The following is a 21,063-nucleotide window of genomic DNA, read 5'->3' as shown; positions in this document are numbered from 1 at the left end:
GCCGTCAAATGGGCGACGGAGGATGCCACCAGCCTGGCTGCTGGCGTGGACCGGCCCGACCGCACACGTGGACCCTCTGGAGCCACGCCGGCCGGGCGACCGAATTCCCGTCGATTCGCCACAGCTGGCCGGAATGGCAGCGTCCTTAGCGGCCAACTCCGTCAAATGGGCGCAGGTTGCAGCCGAGACCTCAGCGGATCCACTCCGAAGAATGGACATGCTCGTCGTGGCCGGCACGACCGCGGAGAGAACCGTTGGCCGCTCCTGGTCTCGACCTGAATTCGCACCGATTCGCCACAGATGGCCGGAATGGCAGCGTCCTTAGCGGCCAACTCCGTCAAATGGGCGCAGGTTGCAGCCGAGACCTCCGCGGATCCACTCCGAAGAATGGACATGCTCATCGTGGCAGGCCCGACCCCGGAGAGAACCGTTGGCAGCTCCTGGTCTCGACCTGAATTCGCACCGATTCGCCACAGATGGCCGGAATGGCAGGGTCGATAGCGGCCAACTGTGTCAAATGGGCGTCGGTCGCAGCCGAGACCTGCCCGTATCCACTCCGAAGAATGGGCATGCTCGTCGCTACTGGTGGGGGATGGGCATGCTCGTCGTGGCTGGCGCGAAGGATGGGCATGCTCGTCGCAGCTGGTGGGGCCCGGACGTGTTTAGCGCTTCCAGAGGTACCTGTTCTCCGGCCGGCCCGCCGCGCCGTAGCGCGGGGTCAGCCGGGCGAAGCCGTTGACCACGAGGTATTCCAGGTAACGCCGGGCGCTGACCCTGGACAGGCCCAGCTGCAGGGCCAGGCCGGCCGCGGAGACGTCCCCCGGGCTCGCCTGCAGCGCGTCGATCACAGCGTCGAGGGTGGGCCGGGCGAGTCCCTTGGGCAGCCGCGCCGCCGGACCTCCCGCCGCCGCCTCCGCCGGATCGGGCGTGGCCTCCGGCAGGACAGCCCGGCGCGAGGGGGCCACCAGCCGGTCGATCCGCTCCTGGTCCAGCGGGCCGGCCGAGGAACCAGCCGCCAGCTCATCGCGCAGCTCAACATATTCGTCCAGCCGCTCGTTCAGGGCCTGCGAGGTGAAGGGCTTGACCAGGTAATGCAAGACACCGCCTGCCATCGCCGAACGAACTGTCTCAAGCTCCCGCGAGGCGGTGATGACCAGCACGTCGACCGGCTGCCGCGGCCGGTTGCGCAGTCCCTGCAGCACGTCCAGGCCCGACATATCCGGCAGGTGGATATCCAGCAGGACCAGCTCCGGCAGCAGTTCCGCCGCGAGGTCCAGGCCCTGCTGCCCGGTGTGGGCCGTGCCGACGACGTCGAAGCCTCCGCGCGCCAGCAGGAAACCGTGGTGAATCCCCGCCACCGCCACGTCATCGTCAATGATGAGGGTGCGTATGCCGCTCATAGTCGTTCCAGTACCGCCTCTTTAGTTATGGGCACGGCTGTCCCCGGACCGGCTGTCCCGGGCCCCGCCGTCGTAAAACTTACGGTAAAGCAGGCGCCGCCCAGCTCCGAACGGGACACCGCGGCCGCGCCTTCGCGGCGCCGCGCCACGCGCTGGACCAGGGCCAGGCCGAAGCCGCGCGTGTTGATCCCGGCCGGCTCCTTGCTCGTCACGCCCGCCTCGAACACCGCCTCCCGGTCGGACTCCGGGACGCCCGGGCCGTCGTCGTCCACGCTCAGGGTCCGTTCCCCCTCGGGCGTCTGGGCCAGGACGACGGCGATCGTGCTGTCGTAACCGGCGGCATCCACGGCGTTGTCGATCAGGTTGCCGAGGACTGTAATGACATCATCGGTGCCGTCGGGGGAGCAGACGGAGTCCGGATCCACCACAATGTCGATGCCACGCTCGGCGCAGACGGTGGATTTGGCGATCAGCAGGGCGCGGACGCCGTCGTCGGTGATGCCCGGGGCGAGCGGCCGGTTCACGAAGGCTGCGTCGCTGTGGCTGCGGCCCAGGTACTCCACCGCCTTGGACTGCTCGCCCAGTTCCAGCAGGCCCGAGATGACATGGAGCTTGTTGGCGAACTCGTGCGCCTGGGCCCGGAGCGCCTGGGTCACGTCCAGGGCGCCGTCGCGGTCCCGCAGCATGGTGTGCAGTTCGGTCCGGTCGCGCAGGATCAGGACCTTGCCCACCTCGCGGCCGTCGACGGTGGCCGCGTTGACCTTGCCCAGCAGGATCCGCTCACCCGAGAGAACCAGTTCCTCGGTGCTGGAGCCTGCCGTAAGCAAGCGGTGGATCCCGGGCTCCAGCGACGCAGTCGCCGGCGAACCGATGATCTCCTCGCCGACGCCGAGCAGCCGGCGGGCCTCGTCGTTCACCAGCGCCACCCTGCCCTCGGCGTCGACGGCCACCAGGCCCTCGCCCAGGCCGTGCAGCATGGCGTCGCGGGTCTCCAGCAGGGCCGCAATATCCTCGGGCTCGAGTTTGTAGATCCGGCGCCACACCAGCTTCGAGACGTACATGGCTCCGAGGGAACTGAGCAGCGCGGCGCCGAGCAGCCAGCCGAACAACTGGGGGAGGTCCTCGTAGAGGTCTGCGGCCAGGGTGCTCTCCAGCACGCCCACCGAGGCGGTGCCGATCACCGTGCCGGCGCGGTCAAAGATGGGTACCTTGACCCGCCAGGACTCGCCCAGGGTCCCGGTCTGGGTGCCCACGTAGATGTCCCCGGACAGCGGCACCGACGGGTCCGTGGAGACGGGCTTGCCGATCTCCTCCGGGTTCGGGTGGGACTGTCGCACCCCGTTGCGGTCCGTCACCACCACATAGGTGACGTGCGAGGCCTGGCGGATGACCTCGGCAATCGGCGCAATGGTCTGCGCGGGGGAGCTGGTGCCGAAGGCGTCGACCACGGAGGGCAGCCTGGCCACACTTTCGGCGACGCCGATCAGCCGGCCCTTGTAGGCGTCGCGCAGCTGCGCCTCCTGCATCCGGATCGTCACGGCGCCGACGGCGGTGAGCACGACCAGGACGATTCCGAGCTGGAGGGCGACCAGCTGGAAGCGCAGCGGAATCCTGTGAACCATGTCACAAGTCTCCCATCCGGTGGGGCGGGCCCCGGACGGATGACGCCGTTCCGCCGTGACCAATATGACCACTACTACCTCTACGTCCGAATACTGTTCCCGGCCCGGGGCCGCCCCTACGGTCGGGGAAGTGATTCCAATGATGTGCATCACATTCGTACAAGGAGAGATAATGACGTCCCACCTCAACTTCACCCGCCGGGCCGCGCTGACGGCCGGGGCAGCCGGCCTCGTGCTCGCCATGTCCGCCTGCGCCGGAGGCGGCACCGGCACCGGCGCAGCAGCCGGGGCAACTGCCAGCGCAGAGCCGATCAAGAAGCTCAGCATCATCGTCCCCGCGAACCCGGGCGGAGGCTGGGACCAGACCGGCCGTGCCATCCAGGCGGACCTGCAGTCCAACAAGCTCGTGTCCTCGGCCCAGGTCACCAACATCGGCGGCGGCGGCGGAACCAACGGCCTGGCCAAGCTCGCCACCGAAAAGGACGCCAACACCCTGATGGTGATGGGCTACGTGATGGTCGGCGCCGTGGAGACCAACGGCGCGAAGACCCGCCTCGAAGACACCACTCCGATCGCGCGGCTGACCGAAGAGCCGCTGGTGCTCGTGGTGCCGGCGTCGTCGAAGTACCAGTCCGTCAAGGACCTCGTGGACGACATCAAGGCCAACGGCAAGGGCGTCGCTATCACGGGCGGCTCCGCCGGCGGCGCGGACCACATCCTGGCCGGGCAGATCCTGAAGTCCCAGGGCGTCGAGTCGGACAAGCTGAACTACATCGGCTACTCCGGCGGCGGCGAATCCCTCGCGGCGCTGCTCGGCAACAAGGTCCAGGCCGGCATCTCCGGCGTCGGCGAGTACGCCGAACAGGTCAAGGCCGGCAAGGTCCGGGCGCTCGCCGTCTCCGGCAAGGCTGAGGTTCCCGTCCTGCCCGGCATCAAGCCGCTCAAGGACCAGGGCATCGACGTTGTGCTGACCAACTGGCGCGGCGTAGTGGCGCCGGGCTCGATCGACGACGCCCAGCGCTCCAAGCTGACCGAGCTTGTCACCAAGCTGCACGAGTCCGAGGCCTGGAAGTCCACCCTGAAGAAGAACAACTGGGACGACGCGTTCCTCGCCGGCGATGGCTTCAAGACCTTCCTCACCGAGGACATCACCAAGGTCAAGACCACCCTGACGCAGATCGGCCTGGTCAAGTAACAATGTCTTCGCACGCTCTTACGCCCACCAGACGGCCGACGGGGGAGATCCTTTTCGCCCTGTTGTTCGTCAGCGTGGGCGCCGCGGGGCTCCTGACGGCGGGATCCATCCCGATCCCGCCGTCAGAGACCGGCATCGGGCCCCGGGCCTTCCCCTACATCGTCTGCGGCATCCTGGTGCTCGTCGGCACCGGCATCGTCGTCCAGGTCCTCCGGGGCAAGGTCGGCCAGGCCGAGGAAGGCGAGGACCTGGACGTCACCGCCAAAACGGACTGGATCGCCCTCGCCAAGCTCGTCGGCTTCGTCATCCTGCACATCTTCCTGATCGAACCGGCAGGCTGGCCCGTGGCGGCGGCCGTGCTGTTCAGCGGGGCCGCCTGGACCCTGGAGGCCAAACCGCTCTGGAAGGCCGTCCTCGTCTCCGTGGCCATGGCCCTGGTGCTGCAGTACGTCTTTGGCGGCCTGCTGGGCGTCTCGCTCCCGCCGGGCCCGCTGCTTGAGGGGGTGCCGTTCTTCCATGGATAACTTCATGCTCCTGCTCGAAGGCTTCACCACCGCGCTGCAGCCGGTCTACCTGCTCTACGCCCTGGGTGGCGTCTTTGTCGGCACCGCCGTCGGCGTACTGCCGGGCATCGGGCCCGCCATGACGGTGGCCCTGCTGATGCCGATCACCTACGCCCTGGACCCGGCGGCGGCCCTGATCGTCTTCGCCGGCATCTATTACGGCGGCATGTACGGCGGCTCCACCACCTCCATCCTGCTAAACACCCCGGGGGAGTCCTCCTCGATCGTCACCGCGCTCGAGGGCAACAAGATGGCCAAGGCCGGCAGGGGAGCGGCGGCGCTCGCGACGGCGGCGATCGGCTCGTTCATCGCCGGCACCATCGCCACCGTGCTGCTGTCCTTCCTCGCCCCGGTCGTGGCCGACCTCGCCGTCGGGCTCGGACCGGTGGACTATGTGGCCCTGATGGTGGTGGCCTTCCTGACCGTCGGCGCGCTGCTGGGGGCCTCGGTGCTGCGCGGGCTGGCGTCGCTGGCGCTGGGGCTGTTCATCGGCCTGATCGGCATCGACGACAGTACGGCGCAGCAGCGCTTCACCTTCGACAACCCCAACCTGGTGGACGGCATCGACATGGTGCTGGTGGCGGTGGGCCTCTTCGCCCTCGGCGAGGCGCTGTACGTCGCCTCCAAGCTTCGGCACGGGCCGGTGGAGGTCATCCCGGTCAGCAAGGGCAAGAACGCCTGGCTGTCCAAGGAGGACTGGAAGCGGTCCTGGAAGCCGTGGCTGCGCGGGACCTTCATTGGGTTCCCGATCGGCACGGTGCCCGCCGGCGGCGCGGACGTCTCCACGTTCCTCTCCTACGCCGCGGAGCGGAAGCTGGCGAAGGGCGCCCACAAGGCGCAGTTCGGCAAGGGCGCGATCGAGGGCGTGGCCGGTCCGGAGGCGGCCAACAACGCCGCCGCCGCCGGTGTTCTGGTGCCGCTGCTGACCCTCGGCATCCCGACGACGGCCACCGCCGCCATGATGCTCACCGCCTTCCAGCGCTACCAGATCCAGCCCGGCCCGCTCCTGTTCGAAAACCAGAGCGCCCTCGTCTGGACTCTGATCGCCTCGCTGTACGTGGGCAACCTGATGCTGCTGGTGCTCAACCTGCCCCTCGTGGGCCTCTGGGTGAAGATCCTGCAGATCCCGCGGCCCTACCTGTACGCCGGCATCCTGGTCTTCGCGGCGCTCGGTGCCTTCTCGGTGAACTTCTCGCCGAGCGACGTCGGAGTGCTGCTGGTGGTCGGCATCCTGGGCTACTTCATGCGGCGCTACGGCTACCCGGTGGCGCCCATGGTGGTGGCGATGATCCTCGGGCCGATGTTCGAGGTGCAACTGCGGCGCTCGCTGCAGCTCTCCCAGAACGACCCCGTGGCCCTGGTATCCACCCCGTTCGCCGTGGTGGTGTACGTGACCATGGGCCTGATCTTCCTTGGCTCCTGGTGGCTGCGCCGCCGCCAGGCCGCCCTGGAAGCGGTGACGGAGAAGGAGTCTGTGTCCGTCTGACCCGCCGGAACGGCAGGTCACGGCAGTGTTTTTGGGGGAAACACTGCCGTGATCTGCCATTTCGTGGTTAAGACCCCGGATGGAACCGCCGCCGCCGCGGTGCGGGATACTGGAACCATGCAGCCGCGCACAATCGTCCTCCTCGGATCCACCGGTTCCATCGGCACCCAGGCCATCGACGTCGTCGACGGCGCCCCGCACCTCTTCGAGATCGTGGCCCTCAGCGCCGGCGGCGGCAACCTCGAACTCCTGGCCCGGCAGGCCGTCCACACCCGGGCCCGCGCCGTCGGCGTCGCCAGCGGGGACGCCGCGGTCCTCCGGGAGCTGATCGACGACGCCGCCCGCGCCGCCGGTGTGTCCGGCTACCGGCCGGAGATCATCACCGGCCCGGACGCCTCCACCCGGATCGCCGAAGTCCCGGCCGACGTTGTGCTCAACGGGATCACCGGCTCGATCGGCCTCGCCCCAACCCTGGCCGCGCTGAAGTCCGGCGCCACGCTGGCGCTGGCGAACAAGGAGTCCCTGATCGTCGGCGGCGCCCTGGTCAAGGCCGCGGCCCGCGAAGGCCAGATCGTCCCGGTCGACTCCGAGCACTCCGCGATCGCCCAGTGCCTGCGCTCCGGTACCGCCGCCGAGGTGGACCGGCTCGTGCTGACCGCCTCCGGCGGGCCCTTCCGCGGCATGACGCGGGAGCAGCTGCACAACGTCACACCCCGGGAGGCCCTGGCGCACCCCACCTGGGACATGGGCCTGATGGTCACCACCAACTCCGCAAGCCTGGTCAACAAGGGCCTGGAAGTCATCGAAGCCCACCTGCTCTTCGACATCCCGCTGGAACGGATCGACGTTGTGGTCCACCCGCAGTCGGTGGTGCACTCCATGGTCCAGTTCGTGGACGGCTCCACCATCGCGCAGGCCTCCCCGCCGGACATGCGCCTGCCGATCGCCCTCGGCCTGGGCTGGCCGGACCGGGTGGCCGGGGCCGCGCAGCCCTGCGACTGGACCAAGGCGACCAGCTGGACCTTCGAGCCGCTGGACACTGAGGCGTTCCCCGCCGTCGGCCTGGCCAAAGAGGCCGCCCGGCAGGGCAGCACCTTCCCGGCAGTCTTCAACGCCGCGAACGAGGAAGCGGTGATGGCCTTCCACGCCGGCCGGATCCGCTTCACCGAGATTGTCGATACGATCGAAGCCGTCCTCAGCCGCCACTCAGGATCCTCCGGGCTGACGGTCGAATCCGTGCTCGATGCTGAACAATGGGCACGGGCGCGGACCCTCGAACGTTTGGCCGTTGGAAGTGCCTAAGAAGTAGCCCCCAGTGCCCAGGAAGTAGCAAAGCCCAGCATGAGCCCCGTTCTCCTCTTTATCCTCGGTGTCGTCTTCGTGGCGATCGGCGTCGCCGTGTCCATCGCCCTGCACGAGGTCGGCCACCTGGTCCCGGCCAAGCTCTTCAAGGTGCGCGTGACGAAGTACATGATCGGCTTCGGACCCACCGTCTGGTCCCGGCGCCGGGGCGAAACCGAATACGGCCTCAAGGCGATCCCGCTGGGCGGCTTCGTCTCCATGATCGGCATGTACCCGCCGAACAAGACCGACGGCAGCGTCCGGCCCTCCAGCACCGGCATGTTCCAGTCCCTCGCCGCCGACGCCCGCTCTTTGGCGCACGAGGAAGTCGGCCCCGACGACGCGAACCGGGTCTTCTACCGGCTGCCGGTCTGGAAAAAGATCATCATCATGCTGGGCGGGCCTGCGATGAACCTGCTGATCGGTGTGGTGCTGACCGCCGTGCTGCTGATGGGCTTCGGTGTGGCGGCGTCCACCACCACCGTCGCCGACGTCTCCAAATGCCAGGTCAAGGCCGGCGAAACCGTGGATCCCAACTCCGCCGATTGCAAGCTCACCCCCGCGGCCGCCGCCGGCCTCAAACCGGGCGACCGCATCACCTCCTTCGACGGCAAGGCCGTCAGCAGCTGGGAGGAACTCACCGGCTGGATCCGGGCCTCCGCGGGCAAGCAGGTCGCCATCACCGTGGAGCGCGACGGGGGCCCGGTCAGCACCACGGTCACGCCGGTCCTCTCCGCCCGCCCGGTGGTGGGCGAGGACGGCCGGCAGGCCAAGGATGCCGCCGGCAAGCCGCGCTACCAGGACGTGGGATTCCTGGGGATCGGCGCCCAGACCGCGCTGGTACCGCAGCCGGCTACGGCCGTGCTGCCGCTGGCAGGCGAGAACATCAAGCAGATCGCCGGCGTTGTGCTCAACCTCCCGGCCCGGGTGGCCGGCGTGGCGCAGGCGGCCTTCAGCGAGGAGCCCCGCGACCCCAACGGACCCATCAGCGTCGTCGGTGTGGGCCGTGTGGCCGGGGAGGTCGCCGCCATGGAGCAGGTGCCGCTGCAGAGCCGGCTGGCCGCCCTGGTGGGGCTGCTCGCCGGGCTGAACTTCGCGCTGGCCGTGTTCAACCTTGTCCCGCTGCTGCCGCTCGACGGCGGCCACGTCGCCGGGGCACTGTACGAGGGCGCCCGCCGACGGATCGCCAAGCTGCTCGGCCGGCCGGACCCCGGCGCGTTCGACATCGCCAAGCTGCTCCCGGTCACCTATGTTGTGGCCGTGCTGCTGATGGGCATGTCCGCGCTGCTGATCTATGCGGATATCGTCAAGCCGGTCAACCTCTTCGGCTGACGCGGCGGCCTCCCAGGTGTGCCCGGCTTAGCCAACGTTCCCGCCCGGTTACCAGCGACCGCACCCGCCGCCCGCTGCCGGAGCCCGCGCAATTCCGCGGGCGCCGGGTCCGCGGGGCCGGAGTAACTGGGCGGGAGCGTCGGAGCGCCCCGGACGTCATCCGCCGACGCCCCGGGCCGGCAACCCCAACGGGGTGATTCTGAATTATCAGCCATATTAGGTTTATTTTAGATAATCAGTTGAAAGCGATTGATTATAAGGAATCAGCCCCCTAGGCTGGGGGCTATGTACGTGATGACCATCGACCAGCGCGGCAGCAGCGCAGACATCGACCGCGTTCCCGGCCTGCTCGCCGAGTTGCAGGAACTCTCGACGGCGGCGCGCTTCGAGCGCTCGGTGGGCGATGAGGTCCAGGGCGTCGTGGAGCGGCCGGACGAAGTTGTCGGTATTGCCCTGCACGCCCTGCGGAGCGGCCGCTGGTACGTGGGCATAGGGGTGGGCGCCGTGGACCTGCCGCTGCCCTCCAGCCCGAGGGAAGGCTCCGGGCCGGCCTTCGTGGCGGCCCGGGCGGCCGTGGAGAGTGCCAAGTCCGGGTCCGCGCACGTGCCGGTCGCCGTCGTCTCCGGCGGGCTGCGCAGGGGGGAGGCGGCGCCCTCGCCCGCAGGATCCGCCGGCGCGCGCGCCTGCGCCAACGCCGAGGCGGTGCTGCGCCTGATCGGGCGGCTCGTGCAGGACCGGACGGCCGCGCAGTGGAAGGTGGTGGATGCGCTGCGCTCGGTGCAGCACGGCCACGCTGGCACGCACGGTACACAGAAAATCGCCGCCCAAAAACTCGGAATCACCGAACAATCGGTGAGCCGTGCGCTGCTGCGCTCCGGCTGGCAGGAAGAATGGGCCGCGAGGCCGGCGGCGGAAATGCTGCTGTCCTTCGCCCACGGACTCATCTCCGGAGCCCCGGACGCCGGCGAGCAGCCGGATTCCCGCCCCCGGGACAGTACAGAAGGAGACCGGTGAACGCCCTCTGGATCACCCTGGCCCTGCTCACCGCCGGGTTCGCCGGCTGGCCCGTGACCGCGCTGGTCTTCCGGCTGGCCCGGACCATCGACGACCGGGCCGACGCCGCCGGAGCCGTCAGCGCCGCGGATGTCACCGGCTCGGCCGATGACCCCTCGGCTGATGCCACCGTAGACTCCGCCGCGCCCGCAGACCCCGCCGCGCCCGTCGGATCCACCATGGTTACCGCCGGCCCTTCAGCCGGGGCAGCCGGCTCCGAGGCCGCCACGGTCAGCAGCGCCAGGATCCTTCGCGGCGGCGCGATCATCGGCGTCCTGGAGCGCCTGGCGGTCTGCCTGGCCATCCTCACCGGCCAGCCGGTCGCGATCGCTTACGTCGTCGCCATCAAGGGCCTGGGGCGCTTCGCGGAGCTCAAGGAAACGCCGGTGGCCGCCGAACGGTTCATCATCGGCACCCTTACCTCGCTGCTCTGGGCGGCCGGGGTCGCGGCACTGGTCAAGGTGCTGCTCCTCGGCTGACGCCCCGGACAGGCGATAGGGTATCCGTATGACTGTTTTTGCTGTTGAGTACGTTTACGACGCCGAATCCGCCGAAACCCGCGACACCACCCGCCCCGCCCACCGCGAATGGACCGCCGGCCTGGCCCAGGAGGGCACGATCCTGGCGAGCGGCCCGTACGGGGACGGCGCCGGCGCGCTGCTGATCTTCAAGGCGGCCGACGAACAAGCCCTCAACGAAATCCTCAAGCAGGACCCTTTTGCCGGTGCAGGCGCCATCTCCGGTACCCGCACGATGGTGTGGGCCCCGCTGACCGGCCTGCTGGCCGAGCACGCGGTCTAACCCGCCCCGCCCACCCGCCATCGATCTTCGACCTAGAATTCGATCCACAGAGGAGTCCACGTGACCTCGGTCAGCCTGGGAATGCCGTCGGCACCGCCCCCCGTTCTTGCCCCGCGCCGTAAAACCCGCCAGATCAAGGTGGGTTCGGTCGGCGTCGGCTCCGACTCACCGATCAGTGTGCAGTCGATGACCACGACTCCCACCACGGACATCAACGCCACCCTGCAGCAGATCGCCGAACTGACTGCGTCCGGCTGCGACATCGTCCGGGTGGCCTGCCCGTCCGCGGACGACGCCGAGGCGCTGCCGATCATCGCCCGGAAGTCGCAGATCCCGGTGATCGCGGACATCCACTTCCAGCCGAAGTATGTCTTCGCCGCCATCGAGGCCGGCTGCGCGGCCGTCCGCGTGAACCCGGGGAACATCCGCAAGTTCGATGACCAGGTCAAGGAAATTGCCCGCGCGGCCAAGGACCACGGCACCTCGATCCGGATCGGCGTGAACGCCGGTTCGCTCGAGCCGGGCATCCTGAAGAAGTACGGCAAGGCCACCCCGGAAGCCCTCGTGGAATCCGCCGTCTGGGAGGCGTCGCTGTTCGAAGAGCACGGCTTCCACGACTTCAAGATCTCGGTCAAGCACAACGACCCCGTCATTATGGTCGCCGCCTATGAGATGCTCGCGGAAAAGGGCGACTGGCCCCTGCACCTCGGCGTGACCGAGGCGGGCCCGGCGTTCCAGGGCACCATCAAGTCCGCCACCGCCTTCGGCGCGCTGCTCTCGCGCGGCATCGGCGACACCATCCGGGTTTCCCTCTCCGCCCCGCCGGTGGAGGAAATCAAGGTGGGCAACCAGATCCTGCAGTCGCTGAACCTGCGCCCGCGCAAGCTCGAAATCGTCTCCTGCCCGTCCTGCGGCCGCGCCCAGGTGGACGTCTACACGCTCGCTGAACAGGTCACGGCGGGTCTGGAGGGCATGGAGGTCCCGCTGCGCGTGGCCGTCATGGGCTGTGTGGTCAACGGACCCGGCGAGGCCCGGGAAGCTGACCTCGGTGTGGCGTCCGGCAACGGCAAGGGCCAGATCTTCGTCAAGGGCGAGGTCATCAAAACTGTCCCCGAGGACCAGATCGTTGAGACACTGATCGAAGAGGCCATGCGTCTCGCTGAAGAGATGGGGGAGTCGGATGGCGAAGATGCTGTCCAGGGTAGCCCCGTGGTTAGCGTCTCGTAGGGACGGTGCCGGTGCGGCCGCCGGCCTCACCCTTCGGATCCTGACGGGCGCGGACACCGGTGCACTGCTGGAACTAGCCCGGCAGGACGCCGTCGCCAACGTCTTTATCCTCTCCCATCTCGAGACCGCCGGCACGGCGTCTCCCACCGCCGGCGGCGCCAGCATTTTCGGCGTGTTCGACGGCGGGACACTGCTCGGGGCCTGCTGGGCCGGCGCCAACCTGGTGCCGGTGCAGCTGGACCCGGAACTCGCCGGCCTCGTCGCGGCCGCCGCCCACCGCTCCGGCCGCCGCTACGCCTCGATCTTCGGCCCGGTAGAGACAGTCCGGGCACTCCACGCGGCCCTGGAGCAGCTGGGCCACGATGCCCAGGAAATCCGCGGGAACCAGCCGCTGCTGACCATCACCGGGCCGCCGCTGCTGGAGCCCAACCCCGCCCTTGGCTTCGGCCACCTCGCGGACTTCGACAGGATCCTGCCGGCCTGCGCGGCCATGTTCGAGGAGGAAGTGGGATATTCGCCCTACCTTGGCGGCCGCGAGTACTACAGCCGCCGGGTCAAGGGCCTGATCCGTGCCGGCCACTCGCTGGTGCACCTGGGCCCCAACCGCGAAGTGGTGTTCAAAGCCGAACTCGGCGCGGTCACCCCCGAGGTGACGCAGGTGCAGGGCGTCTGGATGGACCCCGCGTTCCGGGGGCTGGGCCTGAGCGCCGGCTACATGGCCGCCGTCGTGGTCCTGGCCCAGACGCTGGCGCCGGTCACCAGCTTGTACGTCAACGACTTTAATACCCGTGCCCGGGCCAGCTACGAGCGGGTTGGCTTCCGCCAGGTGGGAACGTTCGCGACCGTTCTTTTTTAGACACCTTCTTGACACACAATGTTGACAGAAATCTGGTTGCAAACTCTTGTTTTGACCGCCCGGATCGCATAGGTTCTAGCTAGCCGCGCCGAGCAGGCGCGTGCGGTCTCAGGGAGGATCGAACCATTGGCTGCAGGTACCACCCGGAAGGGCAGGATCAGCTAGACCGGCAGCCTTGGACTTAGCGGCACTGGGGACGCAGGGGCCACGCCATCACGGGATGACCAGCCGGAAACGGCCAGGGGCTTCCGCGTCATGGCGTGGCTCTTCCATTTCCGCCGGGAATCCGGTGCGCGGCTAGACGGTAGATTAGTAGCTGGACAATTTTCGTAAACACCCAGTTCGCCCCGCACTTCCTCAGAAACGGATACCCCTCCAGTGGTCCTTCGACTCTCCAAGCTGTTCCTGCGCACCCTGCGTGAAGACCCCGCCGACGCCGAGGTGGCCAGCCACCGGTTGCTGGTCCGGGCCGGCTACATCCGCCGCGCGGCCCCGGGCATCTACACCTGGCTGCCGCTGGGACTGAGCGTCCTGCGCCGCGTGGAGCAGATCATCCGCGAGGAAATGACCGCCATCGGCGCCCAGGAAGTCCACTTCCCGGCGCTGCTGCCCAAGGAGCCCTACGAGGCGACCAACCGCTGGACCGAATACGGCGAAGGCATCTTCCGGCTCCAGGACCGCAAGGGCAACGACTACCTGCTGGCCCCCACCCATGAGGAAATGTTCACCCTGCTGGTCAAGGACCTGTACTCCTCGTACAAGGACCTGCCGCTGAGCATCTACCAGATCCAGAACAAGTACCGCGACGAGGCCCGCCCCCGGGCCGGGCTGCTGCGCGGCCGCGAATTCATCATGAAGGATTCCTACTCCTTCGACGTCGACGACGCCGGCCTGGACGCCAGCTACGCCGCCCACCGCGGCGCGTACCTGAAGATTTTCGAGCGCCTCGGCCTTGAGGTCGTCCCGGTCACGGCTACGGCCGGCGCCATGGGCGGCTCCAAGAGCGAAGAGTTCCTGCACCCCACCGAGATCGGCGAGGACACCTTCGTGCGTTCCGCCGGAGGCTACGCGGCCAACGTCGAAGCCGTCACCACCGTGGTTCCCGCAGACATCGATTTCTCCACCGCCCCCGCCGCGGAAGTCCGTGACACCCCGGACACCCCGACCATCGACACCCTCGTCGACGCCGCCAACGCCTTGGTGCCCCGCGGCGAGGCCGACGGCGGCGCCTGGACCGCCGCGGACACGCTCAAGAACGTGGTCCTGGCCGTGACCCTGCCGACCGGCGAACGCCAGCTCGTTGTCATCGGCGTGCCGGGCGACCGCGGCGTTGACCTCAAGCGCGTCGAAGCGAACATCGGCTCCTTCCTGCCCATCGCCGGCGAAATCACGCTCGAGGCCGCCAACGAGGAAGACCTCAAGAAGCAGCCCCTCATCGTCAAGGGCTACCTCGGCCCCGGCCTGTCCCTGGACGCGCCCCTGCTGGGTACCGAGGGGGCCGCGAAACTGCTCTACCTCGTGGACCCCCGGGTCGTCAGCGGATCCGCCTGGGTCACCGGCGCCAACGAGGCCGGCAAGCACGTCTTCGGCCTGGTGGCAGGCCGCGACTTCGGCTGGGACGGCGTCATCGAGGCCACCGAGGTGCGCGCCGGCGACGAGGCCCCGGACGGCTCGGGCCCGCTGGAAACCGCCCGGGGCATCGAGATGGGCCACATCTTCCAGCTCGGCCGCAAGTACGCCGAGGCCCTGGATCTGAAGGTCCTGGACCAGAACGGCAAGCAGGTCGTCGTCACCATGGGCTCCTACGGCGTCGGCGTCACCCGCGCGGTGGCGGCCCTGGCCGAGTCCAACCACGACGACAAGGGCCTGGTCTGGCCGCGCGCCGTCGCGCCGGCCGACGTCCACGTCGTCGCGGTGGGCCGCGGTGAGGAGATCTTCGCCGCCGCGGAGAAGCTGTCCCTGGAACTGGAGGCCGCCGGCCTCGAGGTCATCTACGACGACCGCCCCAAGGTGTCTCCGGGCGTCAAGTTCGGCGACGCCGAGCTCGTCGGTGTGCCGACCATCCTCGCCGTCGGGCGCGGACTGGTGGACGGCGTGGTGGAGATCAAGGACCGCCGCAGCGGCGAAGCCGAGAACGTCGCCGTGGACAAAGCGGTGGCCCACGTGGTCAACGCCGTCCGCAACAACTGACCCGCCGCCGGCGATACCGAGGATGGTCTCAGGTCTCGAATCGATCCAGCTCGCCACGCTGATCCTGGTGGTGGTGGCCGGCTTCGCCGCCGGCTGGGTGGACGCCGTCGTGGGCGGCGGGGGACTGATCCAGCTGCCGGTCATGCTGCTGGTCCCCGGGATCAGCCCGGTGCAGGCGCTGGCGACGAACAAGATGGGTTCCATCTTCGGCACCACCACCAGCACCGTCACCTACTACCGGCGGGTCCGGCCGGACCTGGGCACCGCGGTGCCGATGGCGGTGATCGCACTGGCCGGCAGCTTCGGCGGCGCGGTGCTGGCGGCAACCCTGCCGGCGAGCGTCTTCAAGCCGATCATCGTCGCGGCGCTGGTCGCCGTCGCACTGTTCACCGCATTCCGGCCGAACGTGGGCGAGCTGACCAAACTGCGGCATGACGGGCACCGGCACTATGTTGTGGCCTGCCTGATCGGGGCGGTGATCGGCTTCTACGACGGCATGATCGGCCCCGGCACCGGTTCCTTCCTCATCATCGCCCTCGTCTCCGCCATGGGCTACGCGTTCCTGGAGGCCAGCGCCAAGGCCAAGATCGTCAACATGGCCACCAACGCCGGCGCCCTGATGTTCTTCCTGCCCCACGGCTCGCTGCTCTGGGGCCTGGGCCTGGTCCTGGGCGCCGCGAACATGGCCGGCGGCTACCTCGGCGCCCGCACCGCCGTGAGCAGGGGCAGCAAGTTCATCCGGATCGTGTTCCTCGTGGTGGTGGGCGTCCTGATCATCAAACTTGGCTCCGACGTCTGGCAGGACGTCTTCGGGTAGCCCTGCCCCAACCGGGCCCGCGGGCGTAGCATGCAGCTATGTCAGCTCCTGTCGAACGCTTCGGTGATGCCCTGGCAGCCGCGGCGCGTCGGCCCAAGGGCGTCCGCAGCGGATCTTGCTGCCGCCTTCGGCGGGCCGCTGCCCGCAGGCGGCATGCCGGCCGCGGACGTGGTGGACTACCTGGCGGCGAAAGCCGAACCCGGACTGATGGCCATGCCCTCGGGACGGTTCTTCGGCTGGGTCATCGGAGGCACCCTGCCGGCCGCGCTGGCCGCGGACTGGCTGGTCAGCGCCTGGGACCAGAACGCCGGGCTGCGCTTCGCCACCCCCGCCACGGCCGCCATCGAGGAGGCCGCCGGCCACTGGCTGCTGGAACTGCTGGGTCTTCCGGAAGAGTCCGACGTCGGCTTCGCCACCGGTGCCACCATGGCGAATTTCACCGGCCTGGCCGCGGCGCGGTGGCGCCTGATGGCCGACGCCGGCTGGGACCTCGACGCCGACGGCCTCGCCGGCGGACCGAAGATCCACCGCTTTGTGGGCCAGGAACGGCACGACACGGTCGACCTCGGCCTGCGGTACCTGGGACTGGGCAGGCCCACGGCGGTCGCCGCGGACCGTCAGGGCCGCATCATCCCCGAGGAACTGGACCGCGCCCTCGAGCGCGTGCTGGACGGTGCTCCGAGCCGGGGCAACAGCTCCGGCCGGGCCCCAGCCCTGGTCTGCCTGCAGGCCGGGAACTTGCACTCCGGCGCCTTTGATCCCTTCGAGGAGGCGATCGCGGTTGCCAAGGCCCACGGCGCGTGGGTACACGTGGACGGCGCCTTCGGGCTCTGGGCCGCCGCGGTGCCGGAACTCGCCCGCCTGACCGCCGGGCTGCAGGGCGCGGACTCCTGGGGCACCGACGCGCACAAGACCCTTAATGTGCCCTACGACTGCGGCATCGCGGTGGTCCGGGACGTGCGGGCGCTGCGGTCGGCCATGGGCGTGCACACCAGCTACCTGATCCAGGCCGCGGACGGCGCGGCGGACCCGTTCGAGACGGTCCCGGAACTGTCCCGCCGGGCCCGCGGCGTGCCGGTCTGGGCTGCGCTGAAATCGCTGGGCCGGGGCGGCGTCGCCGGCCAGGTGCGGGGGCTTGTTCTGCGCGCCCGGCAACTGGCGGAGCGGCTCTCGGCGCTAGACGGTGTTGAGGTGCTCAACGATGTCGACTACACCCAGGTCTCGCTGGCCTTCGGGGACGACGCCGCCACCCGCGCGGTCACGGAGCGGATCATCGCCGACGGGCACGTCTGGATGTCGGGCTCCCGCTGGCAGGGCCGGGACATCCTGCGGATCTCGGTCAGCAACTGGAGCACGGACGACGCCGACGTGGCTGCCGCCGTTGACGCAGTGCGGGCCGCGCTGGCGGCCGTGCGCGGACACCGCGCCGGTTAGCCGCGCGGGCTGACGGAGGCTCCGGGCTCGGGCAGCTCGTGCGCGGCGGGCAGGCCGTCCAGGGTGTTGCCGGCAAGGGTACTGGCCACCCATAGCGAGCGGGCCAGTTCGCCGCGGTGGCCCCGCTTGGCCGCGTACCAAAGGGCGTTGTCCACCTCCCGGGCCACGGCCCACTGCCGGGCGGCCTCGCCGTCAAGCCCCGCGGCCGCGCTGAAGTCGATGCAACGCTCCAGCAGGGCTTCGCCGGGGCCGGAGCGGGGTAGTTCGGCCAGCCGGTTCCAGAGCAGCGGGGCCACCGCGAACTCCGCTTCGCCGACCATCGGCTGCGGGTCGATCGCTTTGAAGTCCGCGGCCGTGAAGCCGCCAGCTTCCGGCTGAGCCGCAGTGCCGGGCACAGCGAGGATGTTCAGGAAGTGCAGGTCGGTGTGGACCAGCACGTCCGTGCCGGACCGCCGGCCGATGGCGCCGCGGGTCTGGCAGACCTCCAGGGCCGCCTCCAGCAGCCAGCGCGGGAAGGGCCGGCCGAGCCGTTCCCAGCTCTCCGGCAGCTCATCGCTCCACTGTTCGGCGCGGGCGGCGATCTGGCTGAACTCCCGCCATTGGGGCCGGTCGTCCGGCAGCAGGCTCAACCTGCGGACCAGGCCGCACCAGACCGGAACTGCTACGTCCATCGGCTCGTCGTGAAGCGACCTTCCGGCGTCGAGCCGCTCCAGCAGCAGCGCACCGGCACTGGCGTCGCTGGCCAGCAGCCGCACGGCGCCGTTGCCCTGCCACAGGGCGAGGGCGTGGGGTTCCACGAGCGCTTCGTCGTGCGGATAGGCGATCTTGAGGACGGCAGCGCCGGTGGCCTCCCCGTCGGGGGGGACGGCGGACCGGGACCACAACGGCGCCGTGGCCGTGCCACGGCAGGGCACCGGGAGCGAGGTCGGGGACCAGCTCCCACTGCGCCAGGCAGCCGGAGATGAGCTGGGGGAGTGAGGCCAGCCAGGCCCGGCCCTCGGCGCTGCGGCTGTAGCGGCGGGCGAGTCCGGGCGGGAGCGGAACAGGTGCTGGCGTCGTCATCGGCTCCAGCGTAGTTGCCGCTTAGGTGTTCTTCCCACGGAGGTTGTGAGCGCGGCGTGAAGTAAAAAGGCGAGGGCCTCCGGTATCGATTGGGTTACCACACTCAATTGATGCCCACCGCGGTCCGTTATGAACGCGCCCACCCGGGAGAGCTCGTGCACGTCGACGCGAAGAAACTGGGCAGAATCCCCGAAGGCGGCGGGCACCGGACTCTAGGCACGGCAGGTATCAGGAACAAGAAAAAGCACGTGCCCATCGGCTACTCCTTCCTGCATTCGGCCATCGATGACCACTCCCGCGTCGTTTACTCGGAGATCCTCGCCGACGAGAAGCAGGAGACCGCAGCCGCCTTCTGGGTCCGGGCCAACGCGTTCTACGCCTCCCAAGGCATCACCGTGCTCCGCGTCATGACCGACAACGGCTCCTGCTACCGCTCACGCTGCTTCAATGACGCCCTCGGCCAGGCGACCCACAAATACACCCGCCCCTACCGGCCACAGACGAACGGAAAGATTGAGCGCTTCCACCGCACCCTCGCAGCCGAGTGGGCCTACGCCCGCCACTACACCTCCGACCAGGCCAGGGCCGGCACCTACCAGGCATGGATCCACGACTACAATCACCACAGACCCCATACCGGCATCGGCGGCAGCTCACCCATCGACCGCGTTCACAACGTCAATGGGAAGAACACTTAGGCGACCACGCCGCTGGCACCCAGCCAGCTGCCGATCAGGAACGTCGCCACCAGCGCGGCGGCGCCACCGATGACCACCCGGACGGCCGCCTTCATCTTTGAGCCGCCGCCGATCCAGGCGCCGATGGCCCCGGTCGCCGCGAGGGCCACCAGCACGGCCACGAAGGTCAGCGGGACGCGGATGTTCTCCGGCGGGAGCAGGATGGCCAGCATGGGCAGGATGGCGCCGACCAAAAAGGCCATGGCGGAGGCGAAGGCCGCATGCCAGGGGCTGACGATGTCCGTCTCGTCGATGTGCAGTTCGGCAGACAAATGCGCGCCGAGGGCATCGTGCGCGGTCAGCTCGGTGGCCACCCGGTGGGCGGTTTCCTGGCTGAGTCCCTTGCCCTGGTAGATGGCGGCGAGTTCGGCGAGTTCCTCCTCGGGCTGCTCGGCCAGTTCCCGCCGCTCCTTCTCGATCAGCGCCTGCTGGCTGTCCTTCTGGCTGCTCACGGAGACGTATTCGCCCAGCGCCATCGAGATGGCGCCACCCACGACGCCGGCAGCACCGGCGATCAGGATGGGGCCCGAATCCGTGGTGACACCGGCGACGCCGACCACGATCGCGGCGACCGACACAATGCCGTCGTTGGCACCCAGGACGCCGGCGCGGAGCCAGTTCAGCCGGTGCGCGATGTCGTTGCGGTGGGGTTCGTTGTCATGAAGCGCTGCTGCGTCGCTGGTTTCCATAGGTACAGCAAATCATTGGCGGCCGCGGCTGACCAGTATTGGAAGGCTAAGCACAATAAGCCGGACCTTGCCCGGAGGCTGCGGTCAGGGAAGCTGCCGTCTGTGCAGGTGCGCTCAGCCGGCGGGCAGGGTGGGGAACGACGCCGGATCGGCGGCCAGTCCCGGAACCGCGTCCGTGGTGGCGCCCCAGAACGCGGCCCGTCGTGCGGCAGCCACGAGCCCGGTAATGGCCCACCGCCGGGTGTCACCCTCGCTGAAGGCCACCAGATCGCCGTATGCCGGCAGCGCGGCGGTCTCCAGCGCAGCCAGCCCGGGTCCGGGGGACGCCAGGAACGCCGGGTCCAGGGCGTAGCCGGCTTCCCGTGGCGGGATCGGGGCGCAGTGCGCGCGGCTGAACGATTCCGCGCCGGCGACAAGTGCCTCGTGGCGTGCGAGGTCCTCGGCGGCCGTCTTCGCCGCTGCGCCGTCCAGCCGGGTCAGCGCCACCTGGTAGTCGTAGACCGTCTCCAGCTCGGTGCGGATGAGGGCCGCGAGGGCGCCGGCCAGGCCGGTGTTCCCGTCCGTGCCGGTGCCGGCCCCGCTGCCGCCGGCCGCGGCCGACGCCGTCGCTGCCGGGCAGGACGGTACGGCAGTGGCCGCGGCGGATGGGCCAAGGTCCGGCAGTCCGGCCGCCGGGTCAGGGATGCCGGCCGCGGCGGCAAGGGAGGAGGACTGCAGCAACTGCCCGGTCCCGACTGCGGCCAGCAGCCTGGCCATACCGCCGTCGGCCGTGGCCGCATCGGTGAGCCGCTGCCGTCCGCTCCGTGCGAGGTCCGCAACCAGGCTGTTGACGGTGGCGGGTGCCGAAGTGGCCGGCGCGGAAGGAGTCCGCGCCGGTTCGGCTGCCTTCGCCGGGCCGGGCAGCAGCGCCCGGGCCTGCGTTGTCAGCAAACTCACAGTGCGCGTGACGGAGGGCAGCGCCGCGGCCGCCGCGGTGGGAACGGCCGGGTTGGAAGGAGCGGCACCGAGCTGTTCGCCGGCGCCCCTCAGCTGCAGGGCGTCGGCCAGGGCGGCCGCACGCGCGCGCTCGGAGGGCGCCGGTTCCTGCGGTTCCTGCGGTTTTCCGGGCTGCAACACCATCCCCAGGCTGATCACCACGAGGGCGAGGCAGGCAAGGAGGGCCAGGCGGGGGAGGTGCCGGGGCAGCCGGGCCCGCCGTCGTTTTTCCCTGCTGTCGTCTTTCACAACAGACCATGTTGTCATGGTTGGCAGCTCGGCC

The 21,063-nt window shown here is 69.4% G+C and carries 18 protein-coding genes and 1 pseudogene; 14 read left to right on the top strand and 5 right to left on the bottom strand.

From position 1 onward, the window contains the following. Positions 1-662: 662 nt before the first annotated feature. Both AC6I9V_RS02900 and AC6I9V_RS02895 read right to left on the bottom strand, forming a co-directional pair. The gene (locus tag AC6I9V_RS02900; protein ID WP_497898275.1) at positions 663-1,400 is read right to left on the bottom strand and encodes a response regulator; all 738 of its coding nucleotides are present in this window, start codon (positions 1,398-1,400) and stop codon (positions 663-665) included. Beyond that, the gene (locus AC6I9V_RS02895) at positions 1,397-3,022 is read right to left on the bottom strand and encodes an ATP-binding protein (protein WP_497898274.1); all 1,626 of its coding nucleotides are present in this window, start codon (positions 3,020-3,022) and stop codon (positions 1,397-1,399) included. Before AC6I9V_RS02895 ends, AC6I9V_RS02900 begins: the two co-directional genes overlap by 4 nt. Before the next feature lie 172 nt (positions 3,023-3,194). Between AC6I9V_RS02895 and AC6I9V_RS02890 the strand changes: the two genes are divergently transcribed. The 13 genes from AC6I9V_RS02890 (at position 3,195) to AC6I9V_RS02830 (ending at position 17,317) form a co-directional block, all read left to right on the top strand. Further along, on the top strand, positions 3,195-4,217 hold the full coding sequence (locus AC6I9V_RS02890; protein ID WP_497898273.1) for a Bug family tripartite tricarboxylate transporter substrate binding protein: 1,023 nt from the start codon (positions 3,195-3,197) through the stop codon (positions 4,215-4,217). Positions 4,218-4,219: 2 nt separating this feature from the next. Continuing rightward, positions 4,220-4,741, top strand: coding sequence for a tripartite tricarboxylate transporter TctB family protein (locus tag AC6I9V_RS02885; protein ID WP_497898272.1), 522 nt, complete (start codon positions 4,220-4,222; stop codon positions 4,739-4,741). Beyond that, positions 4,734-6,266, top strand: a complete 1,533-nt coding sequence (locus AC6I9V_RS02880; protein WP_497898271.1) for a tripartite tricarboxylate transporter permease — start codon at positions 4,734-4,736, stop codon at positions 6,264-6,266. The genes AC6I9V_RS02885 and AC6I9V_RS02880 overlap by 8 nt, the downstream gene beginning before the upstream one ends. A gap of 117 nt (positions 6,267-6,383) precedes the next feature. After that, positions 6,384-7,568, top strand: coding sequence for a 1-deoxy-D-xylulose-5-phosphate reductoisomerase (gene dxr / locus AC6I9V_RS02875; protein WP_497898270.1), 1,185 nt, complete (start codon positions 6,384-6,386; stop codon positions 7,566-7,568). Positions 7,569-7,607: 39 nt separating this feature from the next. Continuing rightward, a complete protein-coding gene (locus AC6I9V_RS02870) occupies positions 7,608-8,939 on the top strand; it encodes a M50 family metallopeptidase (protein ID WP_497898269.1) in 1,332 nt (443 codons plus the stop codon). Positions 8,940-9,224: 285 nt separating this feature from the next. Then, the gene (locus AC6I9V_RS02865; protein ID WP_497898268.1) at positions 9,225-9,953 is read left to right on the top strand and encodes a MarR family transcriptional regulator; all 729 of its coding nucleotides are present in this window, start codon (positions 9,225-9,227) and stop codon (positions 9,951-9,953) included. Continuing rightward, positions 9,950-10,471, top strand: a complete 522-nt coding sequence (locus tag AC6I9V_RS02860; RefSeq protein WP_497898267.1) for a hypothetical protein — start codon at positions 9,950-9,952, stop codon at positions 10,469-10,471. The genes AC6I9V_RS02865 and AC6I9V_RS02860 overlap by 4 nt, the downstream gene beginning before the upstream one ends. A 28-nt stretch (positions 10,472-10,499) precedes the next feature. Then, positions 10,500-10,793: a YciI family protein gene (locus AC6I9V_RS02855; protein WP_497898266.1), complete on the top strand. Its 294-nt coding sequence runs from the start codon at positions 10,500-10,502 to the stop codon at positions 10,791-10,793. Positions 10,794-10,853: 60 nt separating this feature from the next. Then, positions 10,854-12,020, top strand: a complete 1,167-nt coding sequence (gene ispG, locus AC6I9V_RS02850; protein ID WP_138769799.1) for a flavodoxin-dependent (E)-4-hydroxy-3-methylbut-2-enyl-diphosphate synthase — start codon at positions 10,854-10,856, stop codon at positions 12,018-12,020. Next, positions 11,983-12,876 carry a GNAT family N-acetyltransferase gene (locus AC6I9V_RS02845; protein WP_349414449.1) on the top strand — a complete coding sequence of 298 codons (894 nt, stop codon included), beginning with the start codon at positions 11,983-11,985 and terminating at the stop codon, positions 12,874-12,876. The genes ispG and AC6I9V_RS02845 overlap by 38 nt, the downstream gene beginning before the upstream one ends. A 378-nt stretch (positions 12,877-13,254) precedes the next feature. After that, a complete protein-coding gene (locus AC6I9V_RS02840; RefSeq protein WP_497898265.1) occupies positions 13,255-15,066 on the top strand; it encodes a proline--tRNA ligase in 1,812 nt (603 codons plus the stop codon). Between the two features lie 22 nt (positions 15,067-15,088). Then, positions 15,089-15,883: a sulfite exporter TauE/SafE family protein gene (locus tag AC6I9V_RS02835; RefSeq protein WP_497898264.1), complete on the top strand. Its 795-nt coding sequence runs from the start codon at positions 15,089-15,091 to the stop codon at positions 15,881-15,883. A gap of 66 nt (positions 15,884-15,949) precedes the next feature. Further along, on the top strand, positions 15,950-17,317 hold the full coding sequence (locus AC6I9V_RS02830; protein WP_497898263.1) for a pyridoxal phosphate-dependent decarboxylase family protein: 1,368 nt from the start codon (positions 15,950-15,952) through the stop codon (positions 17,315-17,317). Here the strand turns inward: AC6I9V_RS02830 and AC6I9V_RS02825 are convergent. Further along, entirely contained in the window at positions 17,314-18,231 is a 918-nt protein-coding gene (locus AC6I9V_RS02825) for an aminoglycoside phosphotransferase family protein (RefSeq protein WP_497898262.1), read from the bottom strand. The two genes, AC6I9V_RS02830 and AC6I9V_RS02825, sit on opposite strands and share 4 nt — an antisense overlap. 267 nt (positions 18,232-18,498) lie before the next feature. Between AC6I9V_RS02825 and AC6I9V_RS02820 the strand changes: the two are divergent. Then, positions 18,499-19,077, top strand: a pseudogene (locus AC6I9V_RS02820) (integrase core domain-containing protein); the annotation flags it as partial. Here AC6I9V_RS02820 and AC6I9V_RS02815 read toward each other — a convergent pair. Beyond that, entirely contained in the window at positions 19,074-19,805 is a 732-nt protein-coding gene (locus AC6I9V_RS02815) for a VIT1/CCC1 transporter family protein (protein ID WP_349414433.1), read from the bottom strand. The pseudogene AC6I9V_RS02820 and the gene AC6I9V_RS02815 overlap by 4 nt on opposite strands. Before the next feature lie 114 nt (positions 19,806-19,919). After that, positions 19,920-21,029, bottom strand: a complete 1,110-nt coding sequence (locus AC6I9V_RS02810; protein ID WP_497898261.1) for a DUF4439 domain-containing protein — start codon at positions 21,027-21,029, stop codon at positions 19,920-19,922. Positions 21,030-21,063 lie beyond the last annotated feature (34 nt).

This window comes from Arthrobacter sp. SlRoot2-15 (assembly GCF_059739345.1).
Note: the sequence above shows the minus strand (reverse complement) of the source record. Positions and strands in the feature narration are given on the sequence as shown.

What these genes read in the sequence shown, in the direction of transcription:
- AC6I9V_RS02865 (WP_497898268.1), top strand. Translation starts at nt 9,225, where the DNA reads ATGTACGTGATGACCATCGACCAGCGCGGCAGCAGCGCAGACATCGAC.
- AC6I9V_RS02815 (WP_349414433.1), bottom strand. Translation starts at nt 19,805, where the DNA reads ATGGAAACCAGCGACGCAGCAGCGCTTCATGACAACGAACCCCACCGC.
- AC6I9V_RS02830 (WP_497898263.1), top strand. Translation starts at nt 15,950, where the DNA reads ATGCCCTGGCAGCCGCGGCGCGTCGGCCCAAGGGCGTCCGCAGCGGAT.
- AC6I9V_RS02900 (WP_497898275.1), bottom strand. Translation starts at nt 1,400, where the DNA reads ATGAGCGGCATACGCACCCTCATCATTGACGATGACGTGGCGGTGGCG.
- AC6I9V_RS02835 (WP_497898264.1), top strand. Translation starts at nt 15,089, where the DNA reads ATGGTCTCAGGTCTCGAATCGATCCAGCTCGCCACGCTGATCCTGGTG.
- AC6I9V_RS02890 (WP_497898273.1), top strand. Translation starts at nt 3,195, where the DNA reads ATGACGTCCCACCTCAACTTCACCCGCCGGGCCGCGCTGACGGCCGGG.
- AC6I9V_RS02855 (WP_497898266.1), top strand. Translation starts at nt 10,500, where the DNA reads ATGACTGTTTTTGCTGTTGAGTACGTTTACGACGCCGAATCCGCCGAA.
- dxr (WP_497898270.1), top strand. Translation starts at nt 6,384, where the DNA reads ATGCAGCCGCGCACAATCGTCCTCCTCGGATCCACCGGTTCCATCGGC.
- AC6I9V_RS02880 (WP_497898271.1), top strand. Translation starts at nt 4,734, where the DNA reads ATGGATAACTTCATGCTCCTGCTCGAAGGCTTCACCACCGCGCTGCAG.
- AC6I9V_RS02845 (WP_349414449.1), top strand. Translation starts at nt 11,983, where the DNA reads ATGCTGTCCAGGGTAGCCCCGTGGTTAGCGTCTCGTAGGGACGGTGCC.
- AC6I9V_RS02870 (WP_497898269.1), top strand. Translation starts at nt 7,608, where the DNA reads ATGAGCCCCGTTCTCCTCTTTATCCTCGGTGTCGTCTTCGTGGCGATC.
- AC6I9V_RS02895 (WP_497898274.1), bottom strand. Translation starts at nt 3,022, where the DNA reads ATGGTTCACAGGATTCCGCTGCGCTTCCAGCTGGTCGCCCTCCAGCTC.
- AC6I9V_RS02885 (WP_497898272.1), top strand. Translation starts at nt 4,220, where the DNA reads ATGTCTTCGCACGCTCTTACGCCCACCAGACGGCCGACGGGGGAGATC.